The 24,065-nt window shown below is 53.8% G+C and carries 24 protein-coding genes and 1 pseudogene; 11 read left to right on the top strand and 14 right to left on the bottom strand.

Annotated elements, in window-relative coordinates; genetic code table 11:
* The first annotated feature begins 2 nt into the window (after positions 1-2).
* Positions 3-1,877, top strand: coding sequence for a tetratricopeptide repeat protein (locus RHJ80_RS07305; RefSeq protein ID WP_310800668.1), 1,875 nt, complete (start codon positions 3-5; stop codon positions 1,875-1,877).
* The gene (locus RHJ80_RS07300) at positions 1,861-2,799 is read left to right on the top strand and encodes a 5'-nucleotidase (RefSeq protein ID WP_310453573.1); all 939 of its coding nucleotides are present in this window, start codon (positions 1,861-1,863) and stop codon (positions 2,797-2,799) included. The genes RHJ80_RS07305 and RHJ80_RS07300 overlap by 17 nt, the downstream gene beginning before the upstream one ends.
* A gap of 105 nt (positions 2,800-2,904) precedes the next feature.
* Here the strand turns inward: RHJ80_RS07300 and RHJ80_RS07295 are convergent, their stop codons facing one another.
* The 3 genes from RHJ80_RS07295 to rpiA all read right to left on the bottom strand — a co-directional run bounded on the left by RHJ80_RS07295 (position 2,905) and on the right by rpiA (position 4,878).
* Positions 2,905-3,222, bottom strand: coding sequence for a hypothetical protein (locus tag RHJ80_RS07295; protein WP_310800667.1), 318 nt, complete (start codon positions 3,220-3,222; stop codon positions 2,905-2,907).
* 378 nt (positions 3,223-3,600) lie between these two features.
* On the bottom strand, positions 3,601-4,035 hold the full coding sequence (locus tag RHJ80_RS07290) for a hypothetical protein (RefSeq protein WP_302676322.1): 435 nt from the start codon (positions 4,033-4,035) through the stop codon (positions 3,601-3,603).
* Between the two features lie 135 nt (positions 4,036-4,170).
* A complete protein-coding gene (gene rpiA, locus RHJ80_RS07285; protein WP_206199588.1) occupies positions 4,171-4,878 on the bottom strand; it encodes a ribose-5-phosphate isomerase RpiA in 708 nt (235 codons plus the stop codon).
* Positions 4,879-5,042: 164 nt separating this feature from the next.
* Between rpiA and RHJ80_RS07280 the strand changes: the two genes are divergently transcribed.
* Positions 5,043-6,701, top strand: a complete 1,659-nt coding sequence (locus RHJ80_RS07280) for an alpha/beta fold hydrolase (protein ID WP_310800666.1) — start codon at positions 5,043-5,045, stop codon at positions 6,699-6,701.
* On the opposite strand, the gene pgsA is transcribed toward RHJ80_RS07280, so the two are convergent.
* The 3 genes from pgsA to RHJ80_RS07265 all read right to left on the bottom strand — a co-directional run bounded on the left by pgsA (position 6,686) and on the right by RHJ80_RS07265 (position 10,706).
* A complete protein-coding gene (gene pgsA / locus RHJ80_RS07275; protein ID WP_302677929.1) occupies positions 6,686-7,192 on the bottom strand; it encodes a CDP-diacylglycerol--glycerol-3-phosphate 3-phosphatidyltransferase in 507 nt (168 codons plus the stop codon). The two genes, RHJ80_RS07280 and pgsA, sit on opposite strands and share 16 nt — an antisense overlap.
* Before the next feature lie 70 nt (positions 7,193-7,262).
* Positions 7,263-8,306, bottom strand: a complete 1,044-nt coding sequence (glpX, locus tag RHJ80_RS07270) for a class II fructose-bisphosphatase (RefSeq protein WP_206199585.1) — start codon at positions 8,304-8,306, stop codon at positions 7,263-7,265.
* Between the two features lie 165 nt (positions 8,307-8,471).
* Positions 8,472-10,706: a glycoside hydrolase gene (locus RHJ80_RS07265; RefSeq protein WP_310800665.1), complete on the bottom strand. Its 2,235-nt coding sequence runs from the start codon at positions 10,704-10,706 to the stop codon at positions 8,472-8,474.
* A gap of 164 nt (positions 10,707-10,870) precedes the next feature.
* On the opposite strand from RHJ80_RS07265, the gene RHJ80_RS13110 reads away from it, so the two are divergent.
* The 6 genes and pseudogenes from RHJ80_RS13110 (at position 10,871) to RHJ80_RS07240 (ending at position 16,516) form a co-directional block, all read left to right on the top strand.
* Positions 10,871-11,083: an Eco47II family restriction endonuclease gene (locus RHJ80_RS13110; RefSeq protein WP_315863371.1), complete on the top strand. Its 213-nt coding sequence runs from the start codon at positions 10,871-10,873 to the stop codon at positions 11,081-11,083.
* A pseudogene (locus RHJ80_RS07260) lies at positions 11,046-11,525 on the top strand (DNA cytosine methyltransferase); the annotation flags it as partial. The gene RHJ80_RS13110 and the pseudogene RHJ80_RS07260, both read left to right, overlap by 38 nt.
* Before the next feature lie 82 nt (positions 11,526-11,607).
* Entirely contained in the window at positions 11,608-12,690 is a 1,083-nt protein-coding gene (locus tag RHJ80_RS07255) for a zinc-dependent dehydrogenase (RefSeq protein ID WP_310800663.1), read from the top strand.
* A complete protein-coding gene (locus tag RHJ80_RS07250) occupies positions 12,660-12,968 on the top strand; it encodes a DUF2499 domain-containing protein (protein WP_310742822.1) in 309 nt (102 codons plus the stop codon). Before RHJ80_RS07255 ends, RHJ80_RS07250 begins: the two co-directional genes overlap by 31 nt.
* Before the next feature lie 183 nt (positions 12,969-13,151).
* Positions 13,152-15,029: a cation:proton antiporter gene (locus RHJ80_RS07245; protein WP_310800662.1), complete on the top strand. Its 1,878-nt coding sequence runs from the start codon at positions 13,152-13,154 to the stop codon at positions 15,027-15,029.
* A 128-nt stretch (positions 15,030-15,157) separates the two neighbouring features.
* Positions 15,158-16,516: an S-layer homology domain-containing protein gene (locus tag RHJ80_RS07240; protein WP_310800661.1), complete on the top strand. Its 1,359-nt coding sequence runs from the start codon at positions 15,158-15,160 to the stop codon at positions 16,514-16,516.
* A gap of 3 nt (positions 16,517-16,519) precedes the next feature.
* Here RHJ80_RS07240 and RHJ80_RS07235 read toward each other — a convergent pair whose 3' ends face one another.
* The 3 genes from RHJ80_RS07235 to RHJ80_RS13180 all read right to left on the bottom strand — a co-directional run bounded on the left by RHJ80_RS07235 (position 16,520) and on the right by RHJ80_RS13180 (position 19,015).
* Positions 16,520-17,908: an NAD-dependent malic enzyme gene (locus tag RHJ80_RS07235; RefSeq protein ID WP_310800659.1), complete on the bottom strand. Its 1,389-nt coding sequence runs from the start codon at positions 17,906-17,908 to the stop codon at positions 16,520-16,522.
* Positions 17,909-17,964: 56 nt separating this feature from the next.
* Positions 17,965-18,405 (bottom strand): hypothetical protein, encoded by a 441-nt coding sequence (locus tag RHJ80_RS07230; protein WP_302676334.1) that lies wholly within the window; start codon positions 18,403-18,405, stop codon positions 17,965-17,967.
* Between the two features lie 412 nt (positions 18,406-18,817).
* Positions 18,818-19,015: an IS630 transposase-related protein gene (locus RHJ80_RS13180; RefSeq protein WP_399364981.1), complete on the bottom strand. Its 198-nt coding sequence runs from the start codon at positions 19,013-19,015 to the stop codon at positions 18,818-18,820.
* Between the two features lie 442 nt (positions 19,016-19,457).
* On the opposite strand from RHJ80_RS13180, the gene RHJ80_RS07220 reads away from it, so the two are divergent.
* Positions 19,458-19,763: a hypothetical protein gene (locus tag RHJ80_RS07220; protein WP_310800657.1), complete on the top strand. Its 306-nt coding sequence runs from the start codon at positions 19,458-19,460 to the stop codon at positions 19,761-19,763.
* Here the strand turns inward: RHJ80_RS07220 and lepB are convergent.
* Positions 19,760-20,329, bottom strand: coding sequence for a signal peptidase I (gene lepB, locus RHJ80_RS07215; protein ID WP_310743592.1), 570 nt, complete (start codon positions 20,327-20,329; stop codon positions 19,760-19,762). The two genes, RHJ80_RS07220 and lepB, sit on opposite strands and share 4 nt — an antisense overlap.
* A gap of 76 nt (positions 20,330-20,405) precedes the next feature.
* On the opposite strand from lepB, the gene RHJ80_RS07210 reads away from it, so the two are divergent.
* On the top strand, positions 20,406-20,798 hold the full coding sequence (locus RHJ80_RS07210) for a DUF1823 family protein (protein WP_206199574.1): 393 nt from the start codon (positions 20,406-20,408) through the stop codon (positions 20,796-20,798).
* Here the strand turns inward: RHJ80_RS07210 and bioA are convergent.
* Genes bioA through rimP form a run of 4 tightly spaced genes read right to left on the bottom strand, consistent with a single transcriptional unit; the run spans position 20,774 to position 24,035 of the window.
* Complete coding sequence (gene bioA, locus RHJ80_RS07205) at positions 20,774-22,099, bottom strand: adenosylmethionine--8-amino-7-oxononanoate transaminase (protein ID WP_302677907.1); 1,326 nt, start codon at positions 22,097-22,099, stop codon at positions 20,774-20,776. The two genes, RHJ80_RS07210 and bioA, sit on opposite strands and share 25 nt — an antisense overlap.
* Positions 22,077-22,340, bottom strand: coding sequence for a YlxR family protein (locus RHJ80_RS07200; protein ID WP_310800080.1), 264 nt, complete (start codon positions 22,338-22,340; stop codon positions 22,077-22,079). Before RHJ80_RS07200 ends, bioA begins: the two co-directional genes overlap by 23 nt.
* Before the next feature lie 5 nt (positions 22,341-22,345).
* Positions 22,346-23,533 carry a transcription termination factor NusA gene (gene nusA / locus RHJ80_RS07195; protein WP_206199572.1) on the bottom strand — a complete coding sequence of 396 codons (1,188 nt, stop codon included), beginning with the start codon at positions 23,531-23,533 and terminating at the stop codon, positions 22,346-22,348.
* Between the two features lie 40 nt (positions 23,534-23,573).
* A complete protein-coding gene (rimP, locus tag RHJ80_RS07190) occupies positions 23,574-24,035 on the bottom strand; it encodes a ribosome maturation factor RimP (RefSeq protein WP_190278200.1) in 462 nt (153 codons plus the stop codon).
* Between the last annotated feature and the right edge of the window lie 30 nt (positions 24,036-24,065).

Raw genomic sequence — 24,065 nt, 5'->3', positions numbered from 1 at the left:
CCGTGGGTATCTTTGGATGGCGAACCGCCTCGCTGCTAAAAAAGGCTTGGCAACTGTATCAACAACAGCACTGGAGCGGAGCACAACAGTGCGCACGTCAAGTTATTGAAGAGACCCCGCAGCCAGAGGCCTATTACCTATTGGGGTTAATTGCTGAACAACTGGCACAGCCCCTTGAGGCACAGGCAGCCTATGAGCAGGCGATCGCCCTTGATCCGTGGCATGCCCCTTCCCATTATCGCTTGGCAATTGTTCTCCATGATTTGCTGCACCAACCGGCGGCTGCGCTACCCCACTACCAACGCGCCCTTGAAGTTAAGCCGGAGTGGGTGGAAGCCCATAGCAACTTAGGAAATGCCTATCTGGACTTGGGGGACACTGAACGCGCGATCGCCTGCTACCAAAAAGCCCTATCCTTGAATCCCGACTTGCCCACAACGCTGTATAACTTAGGACTCTGCCTACACGCCCAAGGCAAGCTCACAGAAGCGAGTGCTTGCTACGAACAGTCACTGTACCTTGAACCGGGTCAAGCCGATGTCCACAACAATCTGGGCAGTGTCTATCTTGAACTGAAAAATTATGAGGCAGCGATTCGCCAGTTTCAGGCCGCCTTGAGTGCTAATCCAGAACTGTTGGCAGCCCACTACAATCTGGGGTACGCTTTGCATCTACAGGGTAACCTCGCGGCGGCGCGCGATCGCTACCAAGAAGTGCTCCTGCGGGATAACAAGCACCAACAGGCGCTATTGCAACTGGGTCAAATTTGCCTCAGCGAAGCGGATTTTACGGGAGCAATCAGCTACTACCAACGCTGTCTGAGTCTTGACTCCCTCAATGGTGCAGCTCATGCCGGGTTGGCCACAGCGCTCTTGGAAACGGGGGATCCGCAAGCAGCTCTCCATCACTTTCGCCAGGCCGTTGCCTTAGACCCCGATGCAGTGGATGTGCGCCTCAACTTTGCCCTTGTGCTGCTGCTGCTGGGACATTTCCCAGAAGGATGGGAAGAATATGAATGGCGCTGGCAGCAACCCACTGGAGGATTACGCACCTATCCGCAACCCCGTTGGCAAGGTCAATCCCTAGAGGGGAAAACCCTCTTTGTCTATAGTGAGCAGGGGCTAGGGGATTGCATTCAGTTTGTGCGCTTACTGCCCTTGATGGCGCGGCGTGCCCAACGGGTGATTTTTGCTGCTTACCCGCCCTTGGTGCGTCTTTGTCAAACACTGCCGGGGATTGAAGTGATAAGCACCGAGGAGACGCCTCCCCCCTTTGATTACCATACCCCTCTGCTGAGTCTGCCGCGCTACCTAGGTATTGATAAAGACCACTTTCCCAAGTTCAGTCCCTATTTTCAGTTACCCACCCCCCTGCCCCGCAGTATTTTTCATGTGTCCAAACCGCGGATTGGTCTGGTTTGGGCTAGCCATAGTCAAACGCGCACCACGGCGCAGCGGTCTTGTCCCCTTGAGTACTTCCTGCCTCTCCTGCGGGAATTTGATGTCCAATGGTATAGCCTGCAAAAGGAGCGATCGCGCCTCGAGGGTGAACAATTGCAGCAGGCGGGAGTGATTGACTGCCAGCCCTACATGGGCGATTTTCTGGATACGGCGCTGTTGATCCAGCAGTTGGATGCTGTGGTAACAATTGATACGGCTGTGGCACACTTGGCGGGTGCCCTAGGGAAGCCCCTGTGGATCCTGTTGCCCTTTGTGGCGGATTGGCGGTGGCTCTGGCAGCGATCGCGATCGCCTTGGTATCCTTCGGCGCAGTTAATTCGTCAGCCGCAGCGGGGTGATTGGCAAGGGGCGATCGCCCAATTGCGGACTGCTCTTGAATCCCACTATCGGATGCTCAGCAATGGGGTATCCAATTGAGAAGAAATTAGTGATTGCGGTGGCCTCCAGTGCCCTCTTTGATTTGGGGGAGGCGGATGATGTCTTTCGCAATGAGGGGACCGAAAAGTACCGCCAATTTCAGCGGGAAAGGAAATACGATGTCTTGCCGAAGGGGGTGGCATTTCCCTTTATTCGCCGCTTCTTGAATCTCAACCGTGCCTATCCCGAACAAGAACCCGTGGAGGTCGTGCTCCTTTCCAGAAACGATCCCGATACTGGTCAGCGGGTCTTCTATTCAATTCAGCACTACGGTCTGAACATTACCCGCGCCGCATTTTTGGGCGGCAAATCCCCCCATCCCTACATTCCTGCCTTTAATGTGTCTCTGTTTCTTTCAGCAAATGCAACAGATGTGCAGCAGGCGATCGCGGCTGGGTACCCAGCGGGCATGGTGATTCGATCGCCCATCACCGATCACGAAGACGATGCTGAGTTACGGATTGCCTTTGACTTTGATGGTGTGCTAGCGGATGATGAAGCGGAAGCCGTCTTTCGCCAAGGGGATCTCGAGCAATTTCAAGCCCATGAACTGCAAAAGGCCAACATTCCCCATAATCCGGGACCCTTGAGTGATCTTTTTAAGAAACTGGCAGCCTTTCAACAATTGGAAATGGCAAAAGAGCAGCAGGATGCCAGCTATCAGCGGCTGTTACGGATTGCGATTGTGACCGCACGCAATATCCTTGCTAGTGAACGGGTGGTGACCACCCTCAACAGTTGGGGCGTCATGCCGGATGAAACCTTTTTCCTTGGCGGTATGGAGAAAATACGGGTTCTCAAGCAACTCAAACCGCATATCTTCTTTGATGATCAACTGACCCATCTAGAATCAGCAGCGGGTTCGATTCCCTCAGTGCATGTCCCCTTTGGTGTGCGCAATTGTGACATTCTCCCTCCCTAACCCAAGGGTATCGTGAAGGCTTCCAATATCGCTATCGGAACTTGACCGCAATTCCCCGTACCACCAAGCAGTGCTATTGGCAGTGCAGTACGCTGGCGGCATTTATTATGGGCAGACCCGACGCCCATTCATCTGAACAACGGAAACATCTAGCTCGCGATCATCAAGTTCAAGTTTGCCACTGGCAGTAACAACGCCGCCCACCCTAAGAACGCCATTGCGCAGGGCAGGTTTGCAGGCATCCGGTAGATCGAGCTTGTAGCGTTGGTTATTGGCCTCAAGTAAGACTTCATCCTCATCAACAACCGCCGTAATTCGACCCGTAAGCGTGGCGGGCACCTCCTTACCAGCACGGCTGGCGATCGCTCCTGTGCTCAACATTCCTGCCACTCCTAATGCCAATACCAACCAACGCAATCGCATGGTACAAATCCTCAAGTAGAATTTTTCCCAATAATTTGACGAGCGATCGCCCCCAAGAGTTCAATTAAATTTTCTCTGCCGACGGATCTATTCAAATTTCCTAAAGTCTGATTTTGGCGTTGAATCCCTCGGAGTCTCTCTATAGGAGGCTTTGAGTATTTTTAGTAGCTTTGTAGAAAATAATTTGACACCCCTCGCAGGGGATCCCTCGGAACAGGGGGCTGCAATCCGCTCAGGGAGAGGCTATACTAACGCGGAAGTAAAATAAATGAAAATTGGTAAAGTGCGCTAAAAATAAGCACAAAAAAAGGTCAGTGTCGTTGCCACCGACCCTTGAATAGATGAAGATGAGTTAAGTTTCTAGGAGTTTATTCCTCATTAGCGGGGAACAACGGCAGGCTGCACTTGGATGCCCCATGAACTGAGCGTGCCTACATTACAGCCACCTTGCCGTCCAATCGCCCCAATTTGAATCGTGTGATTCCCCCGCTCCCAGTTGCCACCAATGGGCAAAAAGGCTGAACGGTTGGGGCCAAGGAACTCCGTTTCGACCCGCTGTCCCTGACGATTGGTGGTGAAATATTTCACTTCCGAGCAGTGGGTAGCAGGCGCAGTGACTTGGAGGGCATAATCCCAATACGGACTTTCAGAGCGGAAGTTGTAATGCGCCATTTGATCGCAAACTTGGCCACTGCTGTTGCAGTTGACGATAATCGGTGGGTTTGCCTGTGCTGCCGTAGTAGCAACCACAACACCTGAAACCACAATACTGCTTAGGGTGATCAACCGACGGGTGAAGGAGTGGAGAGACATTGGAGGCTCCTATGGAGTGGATACCCCAATTATTGATGGCAATCCTGTCGCCGCCTGAGACCTCAATCACTGATGGGTTGAGAGATTGATCACCGGAAAGTAACTGTTGCTTCCTCGCAGGAAATGGAAAAACTGCTAGGCCATTTCACGCACACGGGGCTGGCCATCCACAATCTCACCAATGAGGATGACATCGGCCACGTTGACAAACAGGCCATTTTCGACAACACCGGGGATGTTGTTCATCGTTTTCTCTAGTTCGGCGGGGTTAGAAATGTCATCAAATTTGACATCAAGGACAAGGTTGCCTTGATCCGTCACCACTGGGCCATCTTTTTTCACCCCCATGCGCAGTTCAGGCTGCCCCCCAAGAGCTTTCAGGGCACGAGTCACCGGAGCCACGGCAAAGGGTAACACTTCCACGGGCACAGGGAAGGTAGAACCCAATTTCTGCACCAGTTTACTGCTGTCCACCACCACCAAGAACTGATCCGCAAGGGAATCAACAATTTTTTCACGGGTGTGAGCCGCCCCACCCCCTTTGATCAAGTTTTTGGCGGGATCCACTTCATCGGCACCGTCAATGGCGATGTCTAATTTCTCCACATCATCAAGGGTGACTAGGGGAATGCCATACTTTTTGGCGAGGACAGAGGCTTGAAACGAGGTGGGCACACCAGCGATGTTGCTCAGTTCCCCATTGCGCAGGCGATCGCCCAAAAATTGAATGACAAAGGCCGTGGTTGACCCAGTGCCCAAGCCAACAATCATTCCAGACTGCACGCGATCGGCAGCAGCTTTGGCAACGGCCTGCTTCATTTGCTTGACTGCATCCTCACTCATGGGCAAATTCCCTCATTTTTTCCAAAAGCACAATACCATAGCGGCCGCCCTTTACAGCCCTTTTCAGAGAGTCGGAACCTAGCCCTCAGGCTGCCAGTCCTTGGAGTTGCAGGTGACGTTGCAAACAACGATAATGCTAGTGATTAAGTGAGGGTATCTCAGGGATGGCGATCGCGCGCACGCGGAAAAAATGGCAGTGGTTCTCTCTGTTGGGCGCAGCAGCAACCGTTTGGGCACAGGCGGGACTGGCTGCCGAGCAAATTAGCCTTGTGTATCCGCCCTTCGGCACATTCAACATCCAAGTGAGTGACCTTGCCACATTTGCCAAAACGGGGAATGCGAGTTCGGAGCTAAGATTTTTAATTCGGCTACTTCCCAACGCCCAAGAATCCAACTTGCGCGAAGGCTTGACCACACGCATGGACTTAGAACCAACAACCGTTAGCCAGTTTGTCAAAAGTCCCATTGGTCAAAGCTTTTTAGAGCGCATTGGCCAAGTTATTCGGGCAGATAATGATGTCAATGGGGGCCCAGCCCTTGGGGAAGCCCTGAAAACCGCCGCCAGTTCCCCCGCAGGCATTACCCTGCTCTCAGTACTACAAGCCTTTCCCGGCAAGAGTGTTAAAGTCAATGGTGAACTCGGTCTGAAGGCAGTGGGTGCCTTTACCCGTGCAGTGAATCAAGAACAGCGGGCGCAAGACTTTATCGAACGCTTGGCGCAACTCCAACCAAGAACGCCACTGCCTGCCAGTGGCCTTAATCCTGCCCAAAAAGGACCCTTCCAGTGGCAAAAGCAAAAACTTGAATTCACCAATCCCAATCGCACCACAGGCCTCATTCCCGCAGATCTCTATGTCCCCATAGGGATGATCGCACCAGCCCCCCTCATCGTCATTTCCCACGGTTTAGCCTCAGACCGCACGACGTTTGCCTACTTAGCAGAGCACTTGGCCAGTCATGGATTGGCAGTTTTGGCAGTCACTCACCCCGGTTCGGATGCCAGCCGAATTAATAGTTTTCTCTCCGGGGCACCCCTCGACTACGAGAACTTGCCAAAGGATTGGGCACAGCGCCCCCTTGACTTGAAATTTGGTGTGGATGCTGTCGCGTCGTTAGTTCAGAAAAATCCAGCCCTAAAAATTGACACCAATAATGTGGGGCTATTTGGCCACTCGATGGGGGGCTTTACCGTGTTGGCGGCAGCAGGGGGGACTGTTGACTGGAATGCCGTCAAACAACGCTGTCTAGCAGCCGCTCGTGATCTCTTTATCTTTAATATCTCAGTGCCCCTGCAATGTCGTAGTCTCGGTCTTGCCGCTGTGCCCTCTACACCGGCGGATCCACGGGTCAGGTCTGTGATTGCCGTCAATCCAGTGAGTAGTATCCTCATTGGCGAACGGGGCATGGCCAATATCAAGGTGCCCACGCTGATTGTTTCCAGTAGTCGGGATGTCTTTGCGCCACCCTTAGAGGAGCAGATCTGGCCTTTTACATGGTTACAGGCGCAGCCCAAGTACCTTGCCATGCTCGTGCCCGGTACCCACTTCTCGGCAGTGGGGGTCAGTGAAGCGGGAGTATTACCGGTTCCCAATGATCTCATTGGCCCGAACCCACAGTTGGCACAGCCCTTTTTCAAGGGACTGGCGGGGGCTTTCTTTGGCGTCTTTAATCAAAAAAACGAGTCCTTGCGTCCATTCCTGAGTCAAACCTTTGTCAATCAGGTGACCCAGCCCACTTTTCAAGCCTATTGGGTGGATCGCATCAATCCCCAGCAGTTGCAGGAGGTGCTCGCGGGGCGCATTGGCACTCAACCACGAAGATAAAGTGCCCCAGAAATCAGTGTGAGGGCGATCGCCCCCCCATAAACAATGAGGATTCCCCCCTGCCAACTAGGCGGTAAGGGAGCGAGAAGCAATGCCACGGCCATAATCTGGCTAAGGGTTTTTGCTTTACCCCAGAGATTGGCGCCCTGAATTTGAGATTGCTGAACCCGCCAACTAGCAATGCCTAGTTCCCGAAAGAGGATCAACGCCACAGACCATGCGGGCACCTCTCCCCATTCAATGCACAGCAACAGGGGCACCAAGATTAGCAACTTATCCACGAGCGGATCCAGCACCTTGCCCAAATCCGTCACCTGATTGAGACGGCGAGCAATGTAGCCATCCAGCCAATCCGTGAGGGCTGCCACCAAAAATAAACCCACCCCCCACCAACGGTACACGGCACTGTGATTCAACGAGAGCAGACCCACTATCACGGGCACGATCAACAGGCGCGCAAGGGTAATTGCTGTGGGTAGAGTTAAGGGCATCGCTATTCCCGAAGATAAAAAGAAAACCCCCTCACCGGGAGGGAGCTAATTTTCTTTCACCGAGCAGCGCTTAGTACAACTGCAGCGACTTCAACTGTTTATCGAACATGTGAATGGTATCGACAAAGCGAGCCGTTTTCGACTGCGTGGAAATGACCAAAGATTGGGTACGGGCGCCACCTTTGAAGAAGCGCACCCCTTTCATGAGCATACCGGGCGTAATACCACAGGCCGCAAAGAGAACGGTTTCGCCGGAGGCCAATTCCTCCGCTTCATAGACCTTGTCGGGATCAGTGATGCCGGCTTTTTTGAGTTCTTCGAGGTTGCCTTCGCGGGTGCGATTCGCCCATTCCTTGGTCATGACCACAGCGGGATCATAGACCAGTTGCCCCTGGAAGTGCCCACCCAAGGCACGCATGGCAGCAGCGGAAATCACTCCTTCAGGCGCAGCACCAATACCCATGAGCGCATGAATGTTGGTACCAGAGAAAGCACAGGAGAGAGCAGCGGAGACATCGCCATCGGAGATCAGTTGAACACGGGCACCCGCATTGCGAATTTCTTGAATCAAGTCATTGTGGCGATCGCGCTTCATCACCACCACCACCAGTTCATCAATGGCGCGGTCAAGGCATTCCGAGAGAATTTTCAGGTTTTCTGTCGCCGAGTTGCGAATATCGACTTTGCCCTTGGCAGCAGGGGGCGCCGCCAATTTCTTCATATAAAAGTCGGGAGCCGCAAACAACCCCCCTTTTTCAGAAATGGCCAGTACTGCCATTGAGCCGGGTTGGCCGTAGGCGCAGAGATTTGTCCCTTCACAGGGGTCAACGGCAATGTCAATTTCAATGAGTTCTTCCGGGTTACAGTATTGGGCAGCATCGGGACGGGTACAAATGCCCACTTCTTCGCCAATGTAGAGCATTGGGGCTTCATCCCGTTCCCCTTCGCCAATCACAATACGACCGCGCATATGGATTTGATTCATGCGGTTGCGCATGGCATCCACGGCGACCTGATCCGCCATGTGTTTGTCACCTTTGCCCATCCACCGCGCTGAGGCGATCGCCGCCTGCTCGACAACTTCAATAATCTCTAAGCCGATGACGTTATCCACACAACCCTCCTAACTGCACAAGTTGATCCCGCAGAGGTTTCCTATCTGAGCTTACAGAACTTTGGTACGCAGAAAATAATTTCTCGCTGCAAATTATTTGCCCTCAACCGTAGCTGCATTGCGAAGCCTGAGCGATCGCTTGTTGTTAACGCTTCGCCTCAAGGTCTAAGGTGTGGTCAAAAAGAGCAGTTGCTCTGTGGGCAGATGATCCAAGTAATAGCCATCCTGTGCCAACACAATCAACAAATGCAGGCCACAATCGGGATGCAGGTGCAGATCTGCCCAAGGAATGGCCACTTCTAGGCAGATGCCCAAGGCATAGCGGGCATGGCTGGGTCGCTCTTCCCACTGGTAGTTGGCGATCGCCTCCTTGAAAGCAATCTGTTGCTTTTCAAAGTCAATTACCAATTGATGGTGGTACAGGTAGTTGAGGGGGGCTTCGTCGGGGCAATCTCGCAGATCAGAGAGGGGGCTATTGTACGTCACCCTGTTGGGGTAGTACCAGCAAAAGTGCAGGGTGCTGATGTCATTCCCAAAGGGCTGTTTCTGGTTCGGAGCATCAAGACGCAGATAGATATTTAGGTGATCCACCCCATACCAGAGGCGATTGATCAGGGTTTGGCGGTGCATCGTCCCGCGGCTGCCACCGATTTGAATCCGGCCAGCAAAGTTCCAGTCCTGCTCATCACCGCGCCCATCAATCTCAGGGTGAATAAAGCCTTGGGGTGGGTAGGTATCCTTGGCTTCGTGGACTTCTAAGGGATCATTGAGAACCTCAGGAATTGGCTCCCCCAATGCTGTGTAGAGCGCCATCAAATGCTCACGGAAAAGCTGATCAAACAGGGCATCGTGGTTCGAGGAGTGGCCTTCACCAAACCACCAAAACCAGTCAGAGCCTTCAGCCGCCAAAAGGGCTTGCCATGCCGCTGGATTGTTTGTTTCTGTCGCTTCGGGGTGGCGTTCAAGGGTTTGGCGGGCAGCCCCTAAATAGTCCCAAGCTTTGTTTTTTACCGGATCGCCAATCCACGTACAGAAATTGCCATCAATCCAAGAGCCGCTGTGGAGAGCAGAACCCGAAATCACCGCACGTGGGGGATATTGTTGCAGATACTCCGCCACAGAAACACAGGCAAAGTGCTCGTTCTCGCTCAGGCCTTGGTAAAGCCTTTCTAAGAAGGGCAGGCCGTCGCGGGGATAGTACTCCCAGCAGTTTTCACCATCGAGGGCAATGGTCACAAGCCATGGTTGCGCCAAACTGGATTGGCCAGTCCCTTCATAGGCAATGAGTTGCTGGCGAATACCCTCAAGCTGCTTGAGCAGATCCGCTGCCGCTGCTTCGGGAGCCATGGCACTGTAGGTAAAACCAATCAGATCCGAGAGGCGATGATCGCGAAAGACAATGTTGAGATCCCTTTTGCTAGTGGTCAGGCGGTAGGGTTGGTAAAGAACATTGGCTTGTTGGACAACCCCTGCTTCGTTGCGGTAAAAATAGGTTCCCGTTGTCCAGCCCAAGATGGCTTCATCGGAGCAAATCCACTCAAATCCCTGCTCGACAATGGGTTCAAGAATGGCTGGACTCACGGATTGCTCTGACGGCCACAGTCCGCGGGGCGATTGCCCAAAGAATTGTTCATAAAGAACTCGCGCCCGCCGCAAATGCCGAGGAACATCTTCGGGATATTGAAACCGCTGTTGGGGCAGGGCAATGTTGGGAACCGCTACTTTGGCGGCATCGGTATCCACCAAGAGGGGCAAAATCGGGTGGGTATAGGGGGTTGTGGTGACTTCAATTTGACCCGCCTCTTGAAGGGCGCGGTGCTGGGGAATGATTTGGCCAAGAATTTCCCGCTGTTTGGCAATGATCCGCTGGCGATCGCTCAGGCTAAAATCCCGCCCTTGGGACAGCCATTGGGCAATCTCTGGCTCCTCCCAGTAGAGAGGATCAATCCACGCTAAATTGTGCCACGCTAACAAATCCCCATAATCTTGCGGCTGCCAGTGTTGCCAACACCAAGTTTTCCCTTGGGTTTGCCGCTGCTCGTAGAGTTCGCGATAGCGGGGATGGGGGTCAATCATTGTGCGGTGGTGGGCATCAAAGAAATGCTCAATGATAAACCAGCGCTGTTGATCCGTGAGTTGCTCGACCGGCGTCAGTGTGGCTGTGAGGTAGGGATCAAGGGCCGTACCGTTGACATAATCCTGAATTTGCAGCAACAGGGAGGGGACAAGGTTGACGGTTTGCTTGAGGCGGGGATATTTGGCGAGGACTAAGATCAGATCTAAGTAGTCCTTCGTGCCGTGGAGCCGTACCCAAGGGAGCAGGTATTGACCGGTGCGACAACTTTTGTAGAGGGGTTGGTGCTGGTGCCAAATGAAGGCAACGTGCAAGGGATACGCCACAACAAACTTGCCCCCAGTACTCAGGACTCTTCCTCTAGTATTTCAGGGGAGTCTCTTTCACCACCACTTTGTTACGTAAGATGTCAAAAGCAGTAAAAATCTTAATATAACTCTTTTCTTTTCTAGAGTATGAGTTATGCTCCTGTTCCAGTGCCTACTGTCAGCTGGGATTTATTAGCGACGAAGATATTCGTGCTCATGTTAAAGAAACAATTCTAAACTATCGCTCATCAATTGATTTCACAGAATTTAAGAAGCTCAAAATTGATCCAATAAAAGCAACTTTCGATATTGCTGTTTATCATCTCAGTGATGAGGAATTTATTGAAAGAGAAATCAAGCGATGTGCCTCCCTCTGCGGGTCAGCGTTACCCTGAGCAGAAAGCGGCGATTTTGCAACAGGTTCCCGAAGGAGGGTGTTGGCGCGACTTGCCCCCAGACCTGCAGCAGGCTTATCTGATGGGAAGTTTTCGTCTTGATGGTGGCAAAACGGGGATGGCACGGCACTTGGCATGGGATGAACCTGCGTTGACATTGACTTGCTCCCCTGCCCAAAAGCAAACAGAACGCTGCCACCCCACCGAAACACGACCGTTGACCGTGCGCGAATATGCGCGTATCCAAACGTTCCCCGATGATTGGCAGTTTTGTGGTTCTCTTTCAAGCCAGTATCGGCAGATTGGCAATGCAGTGCCCGTGAATTTGGCGGCAGCGGTGGGGCGATCGCTGGTGAATCTATTGAATGCCCTTGAAATCCAATCACCTCAGCCCACGATTTGCTTGTCGGCAGCAAAACAACTAGAGTTTTCCTTTGCTTGAAGCCGCAAAGGGGTATCATCCAGACTTGCTCTCGGTGCAAGGGACAATTATCTTTAGGGGTGATGAGTTTGCAAAGGTCTCAATGAAAGCCCAAGTGTTCCGAGGGGTGAACCAACTCAGCTACGAGGACATTCCCATCCCTGAGATTGCGGCGGATGAAGTCCTTGTGCGCGTCAAGGTCGTTGGCTTGTGCCAATCGGACATCAAAAAAATTCGCTATCCCCTCTATGAGCCGCCTCGTATTTTTGGCCATGAAACGGCGGGTAAAATTGCGGCGGTGGGTGAGGCCGTGACGGGTTGGCAGGTGGGTCAGCGGGTGGTGGTCATGCACCATATTCCCTGTATGCACTGCGCCTACTGCTTGAATGAAAACTATTCAATGTGCCATGTCTATAAGACGGTGACGACAACGGCGGGCTTTATTCCCAGTGGTGGGGGCTTTGCCGAGTATGTGAAAGTGCCGGGGCACATTGTGCAGCATGGCGGTCTGATTCCCATTCCCGATCACATTAGTGATGAAGAAGCCAGCTTCGTTGAACCCACCAACTGTTGCCTCAAGGCAGTGAAGAAAGCAGGTGTTGCTCCCGGCCAAACGGTGCTGATCACTGGGGCAGGGCCTATTGGCCTAATGTTTATTATGTTGGTGAATCTCTTTGGGGCACGGGCGATCGCCACCGATTTACTGCCCTCGCGAATTGCCAAAGCCAAAGAAGTGGGCGCTGCTGCCGCCTTTGATGCCCGCGATCCCGATCTCAGTGCCAAGGTGCAAGCCCTGACCCATGGCTTGGGGGTGGATGTCAGTCTCTTGGCGGTTCCCAGTGAGAAGGCCTTTTTCCAAGCCCTAGAGTGTACGCGCAAGGGGGGCAAAATTCTCTTCTTTGCCGAGTTTCCCGATGAGGTGGAGATTCCCCTCAATCCCAACATTCTCTATCGCCGTGAGATTGATCTCATGGGCAGCTACAGTTCCTCCTACCGCTTACAGTCCTTAGCCTGCGACATTATCTTTAACCGCCGCATTGATGTCAAAGCCCTGATCAGCGATCGCTATCCCTTGGCCAAACTTGCCGAGGCGGTGGAACAGGCAGTACATCCCACTCCTGAGACTTACAAAATCCTCATCTATCCGGAGGCCGAATGCACGCCCTGTCAATTTCCACATGGATAGTGCACATTTCCAGTGTGCTGGAGTGGATGGCCGCCATTTGGTTTGTGGCACAACTGGATCGCCGCTGTCCGGAGCAGGGATGGCGGTGGTTGGCGTGGGCAATGCTACCAGCGTTGGTGAGTGCCATGTGTGCCTGTACGTGGCATTACTTCGATAATGCAGTGACACTGGCTTGGTTGGTGGATCTGCAAGCGCTGCTCACGTTCATTGGCAACTGTACCCTCTGTGGTGCAGCAGCATGGCTGTGGTGGCGATCGCGCCCTGTTTCCCCTCTCTAGGAGAGTTTTACAAAATTGATTGAAATTGGCAATGCTCAAGGACTTCCAGTATCCTGTAATCAGGTTCCCCCGCAATAGGGTGTGACAAATGTAACAGTCCAATACTGAACTTTGACGTAGAACAAGGAGGAACGCTTGCCCGTCAGTCTAGCCCTAAACGCCTAAACCTCTGTGGAGGCTGCGATGGAAAGTAGTGCCGAACTCACCGCCTTGTTCGTCATCACCGTTGTCCTAGGCATTGGTGCCCAAGTGACTGCCCATTGGTTACGGCTGCCGAGTATTGTCCTGTTGTTACTGGCGGGTATTCTTTCAGGCCCCAGTGGTTTGGGGCTAGTCCATCCGGAAGTTTTAGGCGAAGGCCTAGAAGTGTTAGTGCCCCTGTGTGTGGCCTTGATTCTCTTTGAGGGGGGCTTGAGCTTAGACCTGAGCCGCGCTGACCAAGATATTACGGGTAGCCTCTGGAAGTTAGTGACGCTGGGGGGATTGGTGACGTTTGTGGCTGGCGCCATGGCCGCCCATTGGATTGGCGAGTTTCCGTGGCAACTGGCCTTTCTCTATGCGTCCGTGGTGGTGGTGACCGGGCCTACGGTGGTAGGGCCGCTGCTGCGTCAGGTGGGTGTAGAGCACAAATTGGCGGTCATTCTCGAGGGAGAAGGCGTGCTCATTGACCCCATTGGTGCCATTTTGGCGGTGATGGTGCTGAACGTAGTTCTCAATCAAGACCTCGGCATGGGGGCGATCGCCCTCGGGATTATTCAGCGCTTGGCGGTGGGGGTCTTGATTGGTGGTATTGGTGGCTGGTGTCTCAATCGCTTCCTGCACCGCGCTTGGTTTTTGGCGGAAGATTTGCGGAACCTGTTGGTGCTGGCAGTGCTGTGGGGGCTATTTTGGCTCTCGGATCAACTGGTGAGCGAATCCGGCTTGATGATGGCGGTGGTTCTGGGGCTGGTACTGCGTTGGTCGGATGTGCCGGGGGGGCGGCTACTGCGGCGTTTCAAGGGTCAACTGAGTACGCTCTCGATCTCGGTCTTGTTTGTCCTGCTGGCTGCGGATCTCTCGATCGCTGGTCTATTGGAGCTAGGTTGGTCGGGGGTGTTCACGGTGTTGTGCTTAATGTTCCTGATCCGTCCCCTCGGCGTTGTCCTATGTACATGGGGCAGTGATCTCAGTTGGCAACAAAAAGCCTTCCTCAGTTGGATTGCGCCGCGGGGAATTGTTGCGGCTTCAGTGGCTTCGCTATTTTCGATTACCCTCACCAATGCGGGAATTAGTGGGGGGGATGCCATTAAAGGACAAGTGTTCCTGACGATTTTGATGACGGTTTTCGGCCAAGGCCTAACGGCGCGCTGGGTGGCAACCCAACTGAATGTGCGTGCCCAAGGGGCTTCAGGGGTGATGATTGCTGGCTGTACGCCCTTGGGTCGTTTGTTGGCGCGGATCTTGCGCGATCGCGGCGAAGAGGTGGTGATGATTGACACCGATCCTGAGGCCGTTGAACAAGCCCGCCGTGAACATCTGCCCGTCTATCTCAGTAGTGCCCTTGACCTGAATATTTTGCAGGAGGCCGGCATTACTCAATTGGGCACCTATCTGGCTGTGACTAGTAATACTGAGGTGAATGCGGTGCTGGCACAGCGCGTCCTCGAAGAATTTCACCCGCCACGGGTCTTGGCCGCCCTTGAGGTAGAGGATTGTCCCTTGGGGTTGAGTCCAGCCTTTGCTCGGCAACTGTCCATTAAAAAATGGAACCAATATATCAACACTGAGGCGGTTCGTTTGGGGGAACTGGTGATTGAGGAGGAGCGATCGCAATTGCAACGCCAGCACCTTGACGCCTTGATCCGCTCTGGGAAAGTGCTTCCCCTGCTTGTGGAACGGCCAGAGGGATTGCGGGTGGTGCGAGCCAATGAAGAGTGGCAAGTGGGCGATCGCCTGATTTACCTGCTCCACAGCCCCAAACCCCATACCCTACCCGCCGCCTTAATTTCGGGCTGGCAAATGAATACCCAAGTGGAATCGGTTCTTGTCCCCAGTGAAGCCCCTACGCCCAAGGGAACCTAATCTCCGGCACTGCGTCCATAGGCATCAGCAGAGTCAACGATTGACGTGTTTTCCCAATCAAAATTGCTGAGGGGAATCCAAAACCCTCTCAGATAACTTGAATACCCTCTTACTTGGAGAGATTTGCTATGCAGAGCCTCGCACAGCGCAGCTTGGCCGTTTTGAGCTGCGGTTTAATGAGTTCTGGTACCCTTGCCCTTCTAGCGGCTGTTCCGGTCCAAGCCCAATCCCGTTTTACCGATACCCAAGGCATTTGGGCACAGGCCTGTATTGACCACCTTGCCAGTCGCAACATTATCAGCGGCTATCCCGATGGCACCTTTCGCCCCTTTGCCCCCGTCACCCGTGCTGAATATGCGGCCATGCTCGGAAAGGCGTTTCCCAATGCTGCAGTGGTGCGTGCCCCCAGTATGTTTAACGATGTCCCCAGCACATTTTGGGCAGCGAGTGCGATTCAAAATGCCACCCGTACTGGCTTCTTGAGTGGCTACCCCGGCAATGTGTTTCAGCCCAATCAAAATATTCCTCGCGTTCAGGCGATCGTGGCTCTAGCCAGTGGCTTGCAATATCCCACACCGCCTTCTGTGGAGGGGGTCTTAGGCCAGTTCAATGATGCGGCAGCAATTCCCGCTTATGGACGTGCGGGTGTGGCCGCTGCCACCGCTAAACAAGTGGTGGTGAACTATCCCAATGTGCAGTTCTTTGCGCCGAATCAACTGGCCACCCGTGCCGATATTGCCGCATTCCTCTGTCAGGCGACCCGTGCCCCCGGTGCCCAAGCCCTTGTCCCGACGCAGTACATTGCGGGTGTGGCTACCACCTCGCCTATTGCGCTCCCAGCCGGTCAGCAAATTCCGGCTCGTTTCCCCGATGCAGAGCGGATTGTCCTTAGCCCCAATGAAAGTGTTGCGATCCGCTTGGTGACGGCTGCCGATGTCCGCGATAGCCAAGGTCGTGTTGTGATTCCCGTGGGTAGTGAAATTTTTGGCCAGATCCAGCCCGCCCAAGGGGGGTCTCAATTTGTGGCCAATACGGTGGTGATCAATAATCGCCAACTCCCGATCGCTGCTAATTCCCAAGTAATTCGTACGATTCGCGATGCCCGTGATCCCAACATTGGCAATGTCTTCCGCAATGCGGCCATTGGTTCGGCGGTGGCTGCGGGGATTTCTGGCTTGGCGGGAGACCGCAGGATTACGCCCCTAAAAGTGCTCACGGGGACAGTGACGGGGGCAGCGATTGAAACCAACCAAGGACGGCCTGCCACCTCCATTATTCGCGATACGCTGATTGGTGCTGCTTTGGCCACGGGTGCTTCTGCGGTGATTGGCGATCGCAAGATTACGCCCGAAAAAGTGATTACCGGTGCAGCCGCCGGTGCCACCATTGGTGGTGCGATTGATCCAGCCGTGCAGCGACTAGTGGTGATTGATGCCAATACGGATTTGGGCTTGACCCTGACTCAACCCTTTACTGTCTCGCAATAGAGACTAGGCACGCGCTAACCCCAGCGATCGCGCGCAGTCCTCGACAGCCTTGGCCACTGCCGGTGCCACCCGTGGATCAAACACTGAGGGGATAATATAGGCTGAGTGCAGTTCCGAGGGACTCACCAAGGCCGCGATCGCTGCTGCTGCCGCGAGGAACATCTCCTCCGTCATCCGCGGTGCCCGACAGGCAAGGGTACCCTTAAACACCCCCGGAAAAGCGAGCACATTGTTGATTTGATTGGGATAGTCACTGCGGCCAGTGGCCACCACCGCCACATGGTCATAAATGAGTTCGGGTTGGATTTCCGGCACGGGATTGGCCATTGCAAAAACAATCGCTTTTGGGGCCATGCGCTGCACCATTTCCAATCTCAGGACGCCGGGGGCACTCAAGCCAATAAAGACATCGGCACCCTCTAGAGCATCAGCCAGCGTTCCTGTTTCAGCGACGGCAAATTCCTGCTGTGCTGGTGTTTGTGCTTTGTCTTTTGAGAGGATGCCTTGGCGGTTGCAGAGGGTTAGATGGTGGGCGCCGGCTTTGCGCAGGAGCCTGGCCACGGCGATGCCGGCTGCCCCCGCCCCGTTAATGACAATGCGCACCGTATCTAAGGATTTAGCCACTAGTTGCAGGGCATTTTTAAGGGCGGCAAGGGTGACAATGGCCGTGCCGTGCTGGTCATCGTGAAACACAGGGATATCCAATTCCGCTTGCAGACGGGCTTCGATTTCAAAGCAGCGGGGGGCGCTAATATCCTCTAGATTGATGCCACCAAAGACGGGGGCGATGCGCTTGACGGTGGCGACGATTTCATCCACCTCCTGTGTGCTCAAGCAGATGGGAAAGGCGTCCAGACCGGCAAATTCCTGAAAGAGCATGGCCTTGCCCTCCATCACCGGTAGAGCAGCCTCTGGGCCGATATTGCCCAATCCCAAGACCGCACTGCCATCACTGACAATGGCCACCGTATGGCTTTTGATCGTCAGTTTGTGCACCAATTGAGGATCGTCAGCGATCGCTTGGGATACCCGACCGACGCCCGGCGTATAGGCCATCGCCAGATCGTCGTATTCCTGAAGGGGATGCTTGCTTCTAACGGTGATTTTGCCCCCCTCATGGAGCTGAAAGGTGCGATCGCTCACCTCTAGCACCGTGGCTTGGGTGTCAGATTTCACAGCATTGACAATGGCCGCAGCATGATCGCGGCTGGCAGCCACCACCACCAGTTCCCGTAGGATTTTATTAGCGGTTTTCTCGATCAGGGTGATGGAACCCACTTGCCCCTGTTGCCCACCAATGATCTGGAGAACGGTTCCCAATTCCGTTGGATCTAAGGAAGTCTTCAATCGCAGCGTCAGACTATAGGCAGGCGTCGGGGTCAGCTTAACCATTCAGACTTAACCAAAAGTTAACGGCAAAAGGTACCGTCTGATGATATCACCTCTGCCTAGCTTCCGGTTTGGGTGGCAATGGGCAGCGGCTCGGCTTTGCAGGCGGCCAAAATGGCGCGATCGCTAGCACTAATACGACGCAAACTATAGAAACTGGGTAAATCAATTTCTGCTTGGTAGGGTTCCTCCTCATAGGTGGGTAGAACCGTCACCTGCAACTGGCGATCGCCCACGGTACCCCGAAAACAATCAAAGGAGGAATTGGGCATGTAAAACGCCCCATAGACCTTCTGATCTTTGACTTCAAAGACAATATAGCTATGACCCACCTGTTGGGGTTGGGGCGACTCGCCAAGGAGATACAGGCCATTGACCAATGGAGATTGATTTTGTCGTGCCAAGAGCGGTTGAGCGATCGCCAGCCCATTGGTGAACCCAAGGGTAACAACTCCCAATACAACTGAAAGTGACCAACCCAAACGTGCCAACGAAATCATTCTATTTCCCTACCTGAAACGCGAAGTGGCCTAAACCAGCGTTTTGAAGCGTCAACCGTAGCGAAGGGCGGTGTCGTTACGCTGATACTTCGATCCTGACAGGTGAATAGCCGTTTTTCGTTGGAACTATGCCAGTAGTGGCACAGGCACAAATTGACCCCTAAAGAGGATAGTCCTTGCTAGCGTTCCCATTTAGTCCACTGCCTTGAAGGGAAGGGAGTTTATACCATTATTTGCTGAGCAGTAGAAGATGGCAGATTGTTTGAGTTCGCTGGATGAACAGAGTTCAAGCGACAAGAAGCGATATCTTATACCAGCTCTTTGCAACCATGAAACCGATGCCCGACAGCAGGAACGCTTGCAGATGCTCTACTGGCTGAAGCAAGGACTTGTCCACAGCTGCCCACAAAGCTCACTCTCCATCAATTCGTTGGCCTCGCGCTGACCACCCATACTCACACTCCACTCGAGAGTCAAACCCCGTCTCTAAGGCCGCCCAATCCAGTTTCCAAGGACGACGGGGGACAACCGTAGGGGCTAAGTCCTCTCGCTTCAGCCAGCGATGGATGGTGGCGCGGCTCACCTGAAAGATTTGAGTTGCTTCACTGATTTTGCCACCTTGCTGGATATAGGAGACAACCCGCTCTCGTCAGTCCAAGCTATAGCTCATATTCTTGAGTAACATTCATGACGCTTTGAGTATAGCCTATCCCTCTTGAAAATATCTCACTCTCTTTCGAAATAACTATATCTTCAAATTGAATTGGTATAAGACTCAATCATGAACTTTTGTACAGGATCGTAACTAGGTTTGGCTATAAAGCCTACAATAGACTACAATAGAGGTGTAGGGAAGGCGACTGAGTCCCCTACAACTCTAAACAGCTCCTCACATTTTCTTATTACTTTTTTGCAGTTAATACCTTAGTATTCACTGTTCAAGACTCAAAGCCTCACGTTTCTAAAAGCGGGGGAAGGAATCTAAGGAACTGTTACAAGTGATTTCATCAATGACTTCTCGATAAAGAGAAGGCGGGGGAATTATGTTCAGCATGCAGTTTTGGCGGCAGTCTCTTGTCGCCACGATCGCTTTGAGTTTGTTAGCCGTGTTTTCTTGGACACCTTTGGCTCACAGCCAAACCCATAGCACGCTACAGGTGGGAGCGACGGTCATTAAAACCTGTCAAGTCAGCCGCCCTGCCCAACCGTCAAGCCTGCGCAATGGCAACTACAGTTTGCAGACTGATTGTCTCCAAGCGACGCAAACAACTCCTGTGGGACAAGTGGTACCGTTACCAGTTGAATGGGGACTGGTGGAGGATGCTAACCTCACACTGATGCGGCTAGTCACCTATTAGGCAGCCGGGGACGAAATTTTACCCGCATGGTTGAGGGGCCAATAGCAGGCGATCGCCCGACCAATGACATTCTCAAGGGGCAAAAATCCCCAGATATGGGAGTCATTGCTGTGGTTGCGGTTATCTCCCATAACAAAGAGCATATTCTCTGGCACTGTCACTGGGGAGAGGGTATAAACGGGTGGCTCAGCAATGTAGGGTTCTGCAAGGGGGCGATCGTTGACCCAAACTTGACCATCATGCACGGCAACCGTGTCCCCGGCGGTGGCAATCACTCGTTTAATGAGGGCTTGATCGGCGCGATAACCAAGGGTCTGCAAGAGGGGTGGGGTATAGAAGACAACAATATCCCCCGGTTGAGGCGATCGCTGGCGATAGGTGATCTTTTCCACCACAATGCGATCGCCCGGCCAAAGCGTTGGCTCCATAGACTCTGAGGGAATAAAGCGCGACTCCGCCACAAAAATACGAATCAGTAGCGTGATCAGCACAGCCACCCCAATCAGGAGGGCATTATTGCGTAGCGATCGCCAGCGGGAAGGGGAATTCGTTGCCGAAGCAGACATAATAAGGGCAGATTTAGAGAAACCACCCTTTTTATGGTACCGGTTTCAGTAGACCGACTGATTACAAAGAGTGTGAATGGATAGCTCTGATTCGCCACTCCCCCCTCTCACAGAAGCCACGTTGTGGCAAATTCTCAATGATGAATTGGATGATGCTACGGTCAATCAGCTCCTGTGGCACTGCTTGGGCTATCGCTATGACGCCCACAGCCAAACTTGGCAGAGCGATCGCGTGCCTCCAGAATGGCGACAAGACTATCCCCAACCGCCAGACTTCATTGGCAGCCGCCCCGCCATCGTCAAGCTCACCCGCTCTATTCCCCCTGCCCACAAGCAACTTCTCAAGGAACAGTTGGGCTTTGCTGGCTATGAAATCAAGGAACTCAACCCCCGCCGTACGCGCCGTGCCACTGCGGTCAATTGGCTCCTGAGTTATATGGCCACTCAAGCAGAGACTGCGGTGAAATAACCTGCGGCCACCTCGATCGCCACTTGGCGGATGGCGCGATAGACTGCGGCCAGTTCTTGATCACTAATGCAGTAGGGGGGCAGGATATAGAGCGTATTGCCCAAAGGTCGCAGCAGCACACCCAACTCAATAAAGCGGCGGCGCAGTTGGGGCACAAGGTCACTAAAGTAGGAGGCCGCCGTCGCCAATTCCATGGCCGCGATCGTGCCACAGGTGCGAAATTGCTTGAGATTGCTGACATCGGCAAGATACTGCTGGTAACACTGCCAATGGCGCGCCTCTAGACCTTGGTAGGCTTCAGGTTTGGCAAGCAGCAATTGAAATGAAGCCACACTCGCGGCACAGGCCAAGGGATTGCCGGTATAGGAATGGCTGTGGAAAAAGGCGCGCGCCAGATCATCGGCATAAAAGGCTTGGTAAATGTCCTCAGTGGCCAATGTGACGGCAATGGGCAAGCAGCCTCCCGATAACCCCTTAGAGAGACAAAGGAGATCGGGTTGTGTCCCCGCTTTCTCACAGGCAAAGAGGGCACCTGTGCGGCCAAACCCCGTCATCACCTCGTCATAGACGACTAACACCCCATAGGCCTTGGCAATTGCAGAAAGGGCTTGCAAAAACGAGGGACGACACATGCGCATTCCCCCTGCCCCCTGTACGAGTGGCTCAATGAAGAGAGCGGCATAGGCATCGGGGTCTGCCTTCAGGGTATCCTCCAGTTGAGCGATCGCCTGTGCTTCCTTGGTCTCGACCTCTGGATCCCCCGCATAGGTTGCTGGGTAGGGCAGGATTGTTAAGGGGGGGAGCAGCGGTTGAAAGGGTTGCCACCACGGGGAACTTTGGCCGACAGTCATTGCCCCAAGGGTATCGCCATGGTACCCGCCGGCAAAGCCAATGAAGCGCGATCGCTGGGGTTGATCTCGCCGCTGCCAATACTGGTAGGCCATCTTCAGCGCCACTTCCACGGCGGTTGAGCCATTGTCGGAAAAAAAGACCCGTTGTAACCCCGCTGGCGTGTGGGCACACAGCAGTTGGGCAAGCTGCTCCGCTGGCTCATGGGTAAAGCCGGCAAAAATGACGTGCTCAAGGGTTTGTGCCTGCTCATAGAGCGCTTTAGCCAGCACAGGATGGCTGTGGCCATGGAGCGTCACCCACCAACTGGAAATGGCATCAATAATCTGACGGCCATCGCTCAGTTCAAGGCGAGCACCTTGGGCACGCACCACCTTCAGGGGCGGAGCCGCCGTTTTCATTTGTGTAAAGGGCTGCCAAATGGGGGAGTCAGTCATAGTTGCGATGGGCATCTAAGCGAGCAGCAAGGGTCGTAAAAATATCCTCGGGAATGGGACAGCGGAGCGATCGCGCCAAGCGTTTTTTTTGTTTGGCCACCTTGAGACACTCGGCAGTGGGACACAGATAGGCCGATCGCCCCATTCCCTGATCCAGTTGCACGCGGTGATCCGGCCAGCAGCGCACAATGCGCCAGAACTCCGAGCGATCGGCCAAGCGGCCACAGGCCACACAGCGGCGTTGAGAAACAACCATCCTCCCTAACTGGCAACTTGTTCTTCGAGGGCGGCCATGGCCAAGCGATCCTCCTCTTCGTAGTTGTATTGGGAGCTATCGCGCACCTCAATTTTCCAGCCCGTTAGGCGAGTTGCCAAGCGCACATTTTGGCCTTCCTTACCAATGGCTTGGGAGACCTTATCCGGTGCCACAAGGACATGGGCAATGCGGGCTTCGGGGTTAATCAGCCGCACCTCCTCCACTGGCGCTGGACTCAGGGAATTGGCAATATAGGTGGCTGGATCCGGCGACCAGCGGATCACATCAATTTTTTCCCCCCGCAGTTCATTCACCACTGCTTGAATGCGGGATCCCCGTGCCCCAATACAGGCACCCACCGGATCGACATCCCGCTCTAAGGTATCCACGGCAATTTTGGTGCGGGGGCCGACTTTATGATTCGGGGGATTGGCTTCGCGAGCAATGGCCACAATCCGCACCACTTCATCCTCAATTTCTGGCACCTCATTGGCAAAGAGATAGACCACCAAGCCAGCATCAGCACGGGAAACCTCCAATTGGGGGCCGCGCTGAGGTCCCTCTTTGACGCGCTTGAGATACACCTTGAATGTGGAGTTGGCGCGGTAGTTGTCGTTGGGAAGTTGTTCCCGTTTCGGCAGTTCGGCCTCCACTTCCGGTTGGCTAGCATCGCTGCGCACAGCCATAATCACCGATCGCCGCTCAAACCGCAGGACGCGCCCCATGAGTACGGTGCCCTCGAGGTCTTTGAATTCCTCTTGGACGAGGCGACGCTGTTGATCTCGCAATTTCTGCGCCAGCACTTGCTTGGTTTGCATGGCGGCCATGCGGCCAAATTCCTGATGGTCAGGGGTGACATCCAACAGCACCGTATCGCCGACACGGGCATCCTGCACCACCTCAATCACATCGGCAAGGGCAATTTCGCGATCGGGGTTCGCCACTGTTTCCGTAATCGTTTTGGTGGCCAAAACGCGGAAGCCCTCCTGCTCGGTGTCTAGTTCCACTTCAAAGTTGGCAAAGTGGTCTTCTTCAAAGTGACTATGATCCGGGCGCAGACTGCGGCGATAGCGTTCGTATCCCTTGAGCAGTGCTTCCTTGAGGGCTTGATGTACCGCGTGCTTGGGCAAATTCCGCTCTTGGCTGATTTCATTGATCATGGCCCGTAGGCCGGGTAAGCGATAGATGGTCATCGTCCGTTACAACCTCGTTCATTTAGTAGATCAACTGCTGCTAAGGCTCACTGCTGGGGGTGTACAGTTGGACACTGGCAATCAGTGAGCGGGGAATCGCCAGCGATCGCCCCCGTTGATTGAGATAGACATTCACCGCGTCACGGCGAATCAGGTTGCCCTCCCAAAGGGTTTTGCCCCGATGGGGTGCGGTGGTCGTGACCCGTACAGGAAAGCCACGAAAGGCATCAAAGTCGCGATCGCTACTCAAGTAATCCGACAGGCCCGGACTCGACACCTCGAGAACGTAGGCAAACTCCAACTCTGGCAGCCCATCCAAAGCCATCTCCAGTGCCCGACTCAGCCGTTCGCAATCCTCTAAGCTGGTGTCATTCTCAGGATGGCGCACCTCCACCCGTAAAATTGGGGGCGATTGATGGGTCAGCCACTGCACACTCACCAGATCAAGGTGTTCTTGGTCGGCAACCTGCTGGGCAAGGGTTTGCACCACAGGCAACAGCATCTGTATCTGCATAGGAAATAAAAAAGGCGG

Origin of the sequence: Thermosynechococcus sp. QS41 (assembly GCF_031583515.1) — a bacterium.
In the GTDB taxonomy this organism is placed as follows: domain Bacteria; phylum Cyanobacteriota; class Cyanobacteriia; order Thermosynechococcales; family Thermosynechococcaceae; genus Thermosynechococcus.
This window is presented reverse-complemented; position numbering and strand designations above follow the sequence as displayed.

Excerpts from the sequence above, each read along its gene's own strand:
- RHJ80_RS07300 (WP_310453573.1), top strand. The coding sequence starts at position 1,861 with ATGGGGTATCCAATTGAGAAGAAATTAGTGATTGCGGTGGCCTCCAGT.
- RHJ80_RS07295 (WP_310800667.1), bottom strand. The coding sequence starts at position 3,222 with ATGCGATTGCGTTGGTTGGTATTGGCATTAGGAGTGGCAGGAATGTTG.
- RHJ80_RS07290 (WP_302676322.1), bottom strand. The coding sequence starts at position 4,035 with ATGTCTCTCCACTCCTTCACCCGTCGGTTGATCACCCTAAGCAGTATT.
- rpiA (WP_206199588.1), bottom strand. The coding sequence starts at position 4,878 with ATGAGTGAGGATGCAGTCAAGCAAATGAAGCAGGCCGTTGCCAAAGCT.
- RHJ80_RS07280 (WP_310800666.1), top strand. The coding sequence starts at position 5,043 with ATGGCGATCGCGCGCACGCGGAAAAAATGGCAGTGGTTCTCTCTGTTG.
- pgsA (WP_302677929.1), bottom strand. The coding sequence starts at position 7,192 with ATGCCCTTAACTCTACCCACAGCAATTACCCTTGCGCGCCTGTTGATC.
- RHJ80_RS07255 (WP_310800663.1), top strand. The coding sequence starts at position 11,608 with ATGAAAGCCCAAGTGTTCCGAGGGGTGAACCAACTCAGCTACGAGGAC.
- RHJ80_RS07250 (WP_310742822.1), top strand. The coding sequence starts at position 12,660 with ATGCACGCCCTGTCAATTTCCACATGGATAGTGCACATTTCCAGTGTG.
- RHJ80_RS07245 (WP_310800662.1), top strand. The coding sequence starts at position 13,152 with ATGGAAAGTAGTGCCGAACTCACCGCCTTGTTCGTCATCACCGTTGTC.
- RHJ80_RS07240 (WP_310800661.1), top strand. The coding sequence starts at position 15,158 with ATGCAGAGCCTCGCACAGCGCAGCTTGGCCGTTTTGAGCTGCGGTTTA.
- RHJ80_RS07235 (WP_310800659.1), bottom strand. The coding sequence starts at position 17,908 with ATGGTTAAGCTGACCCCGACGCCTGCCTATAGTCTGACGCTGCGATTG.
- RHJ80_RS07230 (WP_302676334.1), bottom strand. The coding sequence starts at position 18,405 with ATGATTTCGTTGGCACGTTTGGGTTGGTCACTTTCAGTTGTATTGGGA.
- RHJ80_RS07220 (WP_310800657.1), top strand. The coding sequence starts at position 19,458 with ATGCAGTTTTGGCGGCAGTCTCTTGTCGCCACGATCGCTTTGAGTTTG.
- lepB (WP_310743592.1), bottom strand. The coding sequence starts at position 20,329 with ATGTCTGCTTCGGCAACGAATTCCCCTTCCCGCTGGCGATCGCTACGC.
- RHJ80_RS07210 (WP_206199574.1), top strand. The coding sequence starts at position 20,406 with ATGGATAGCTCTGATTCGCCACTCCCCCCTCTCACAGAAGCCACGTTG.
- bioA (WP_302677907.1), bottom strand. The coding sequence starts at position 22,099 with ATGCCCATCGCAACTATGACTGACTCCCCCATTTGGCAGCCCTTTACA.
- RHJ80_RS07200 (WP_310800080.1), bottom strand. The coding sequence starts at position 22,340 with ATGGTTGTTTCTCAACGCCGCTGTGTGGCCTGTGGCCGCTTGGCCGAT.
- nusA (WP_206199572.1), bottom strand. The coding sequence starts at position 23,533 with ATGACCATCTATCGCTTACCCGGCCTACGGGCCATGATCAATGAAATC.
- rimP (WP_190278200.1), bottom strand. The coding sequence starts at position 24,035 with ATGCTGTTGCCTGTGGTGCAAACCCTTGCCCAGCAGGTTGCCGACCAA.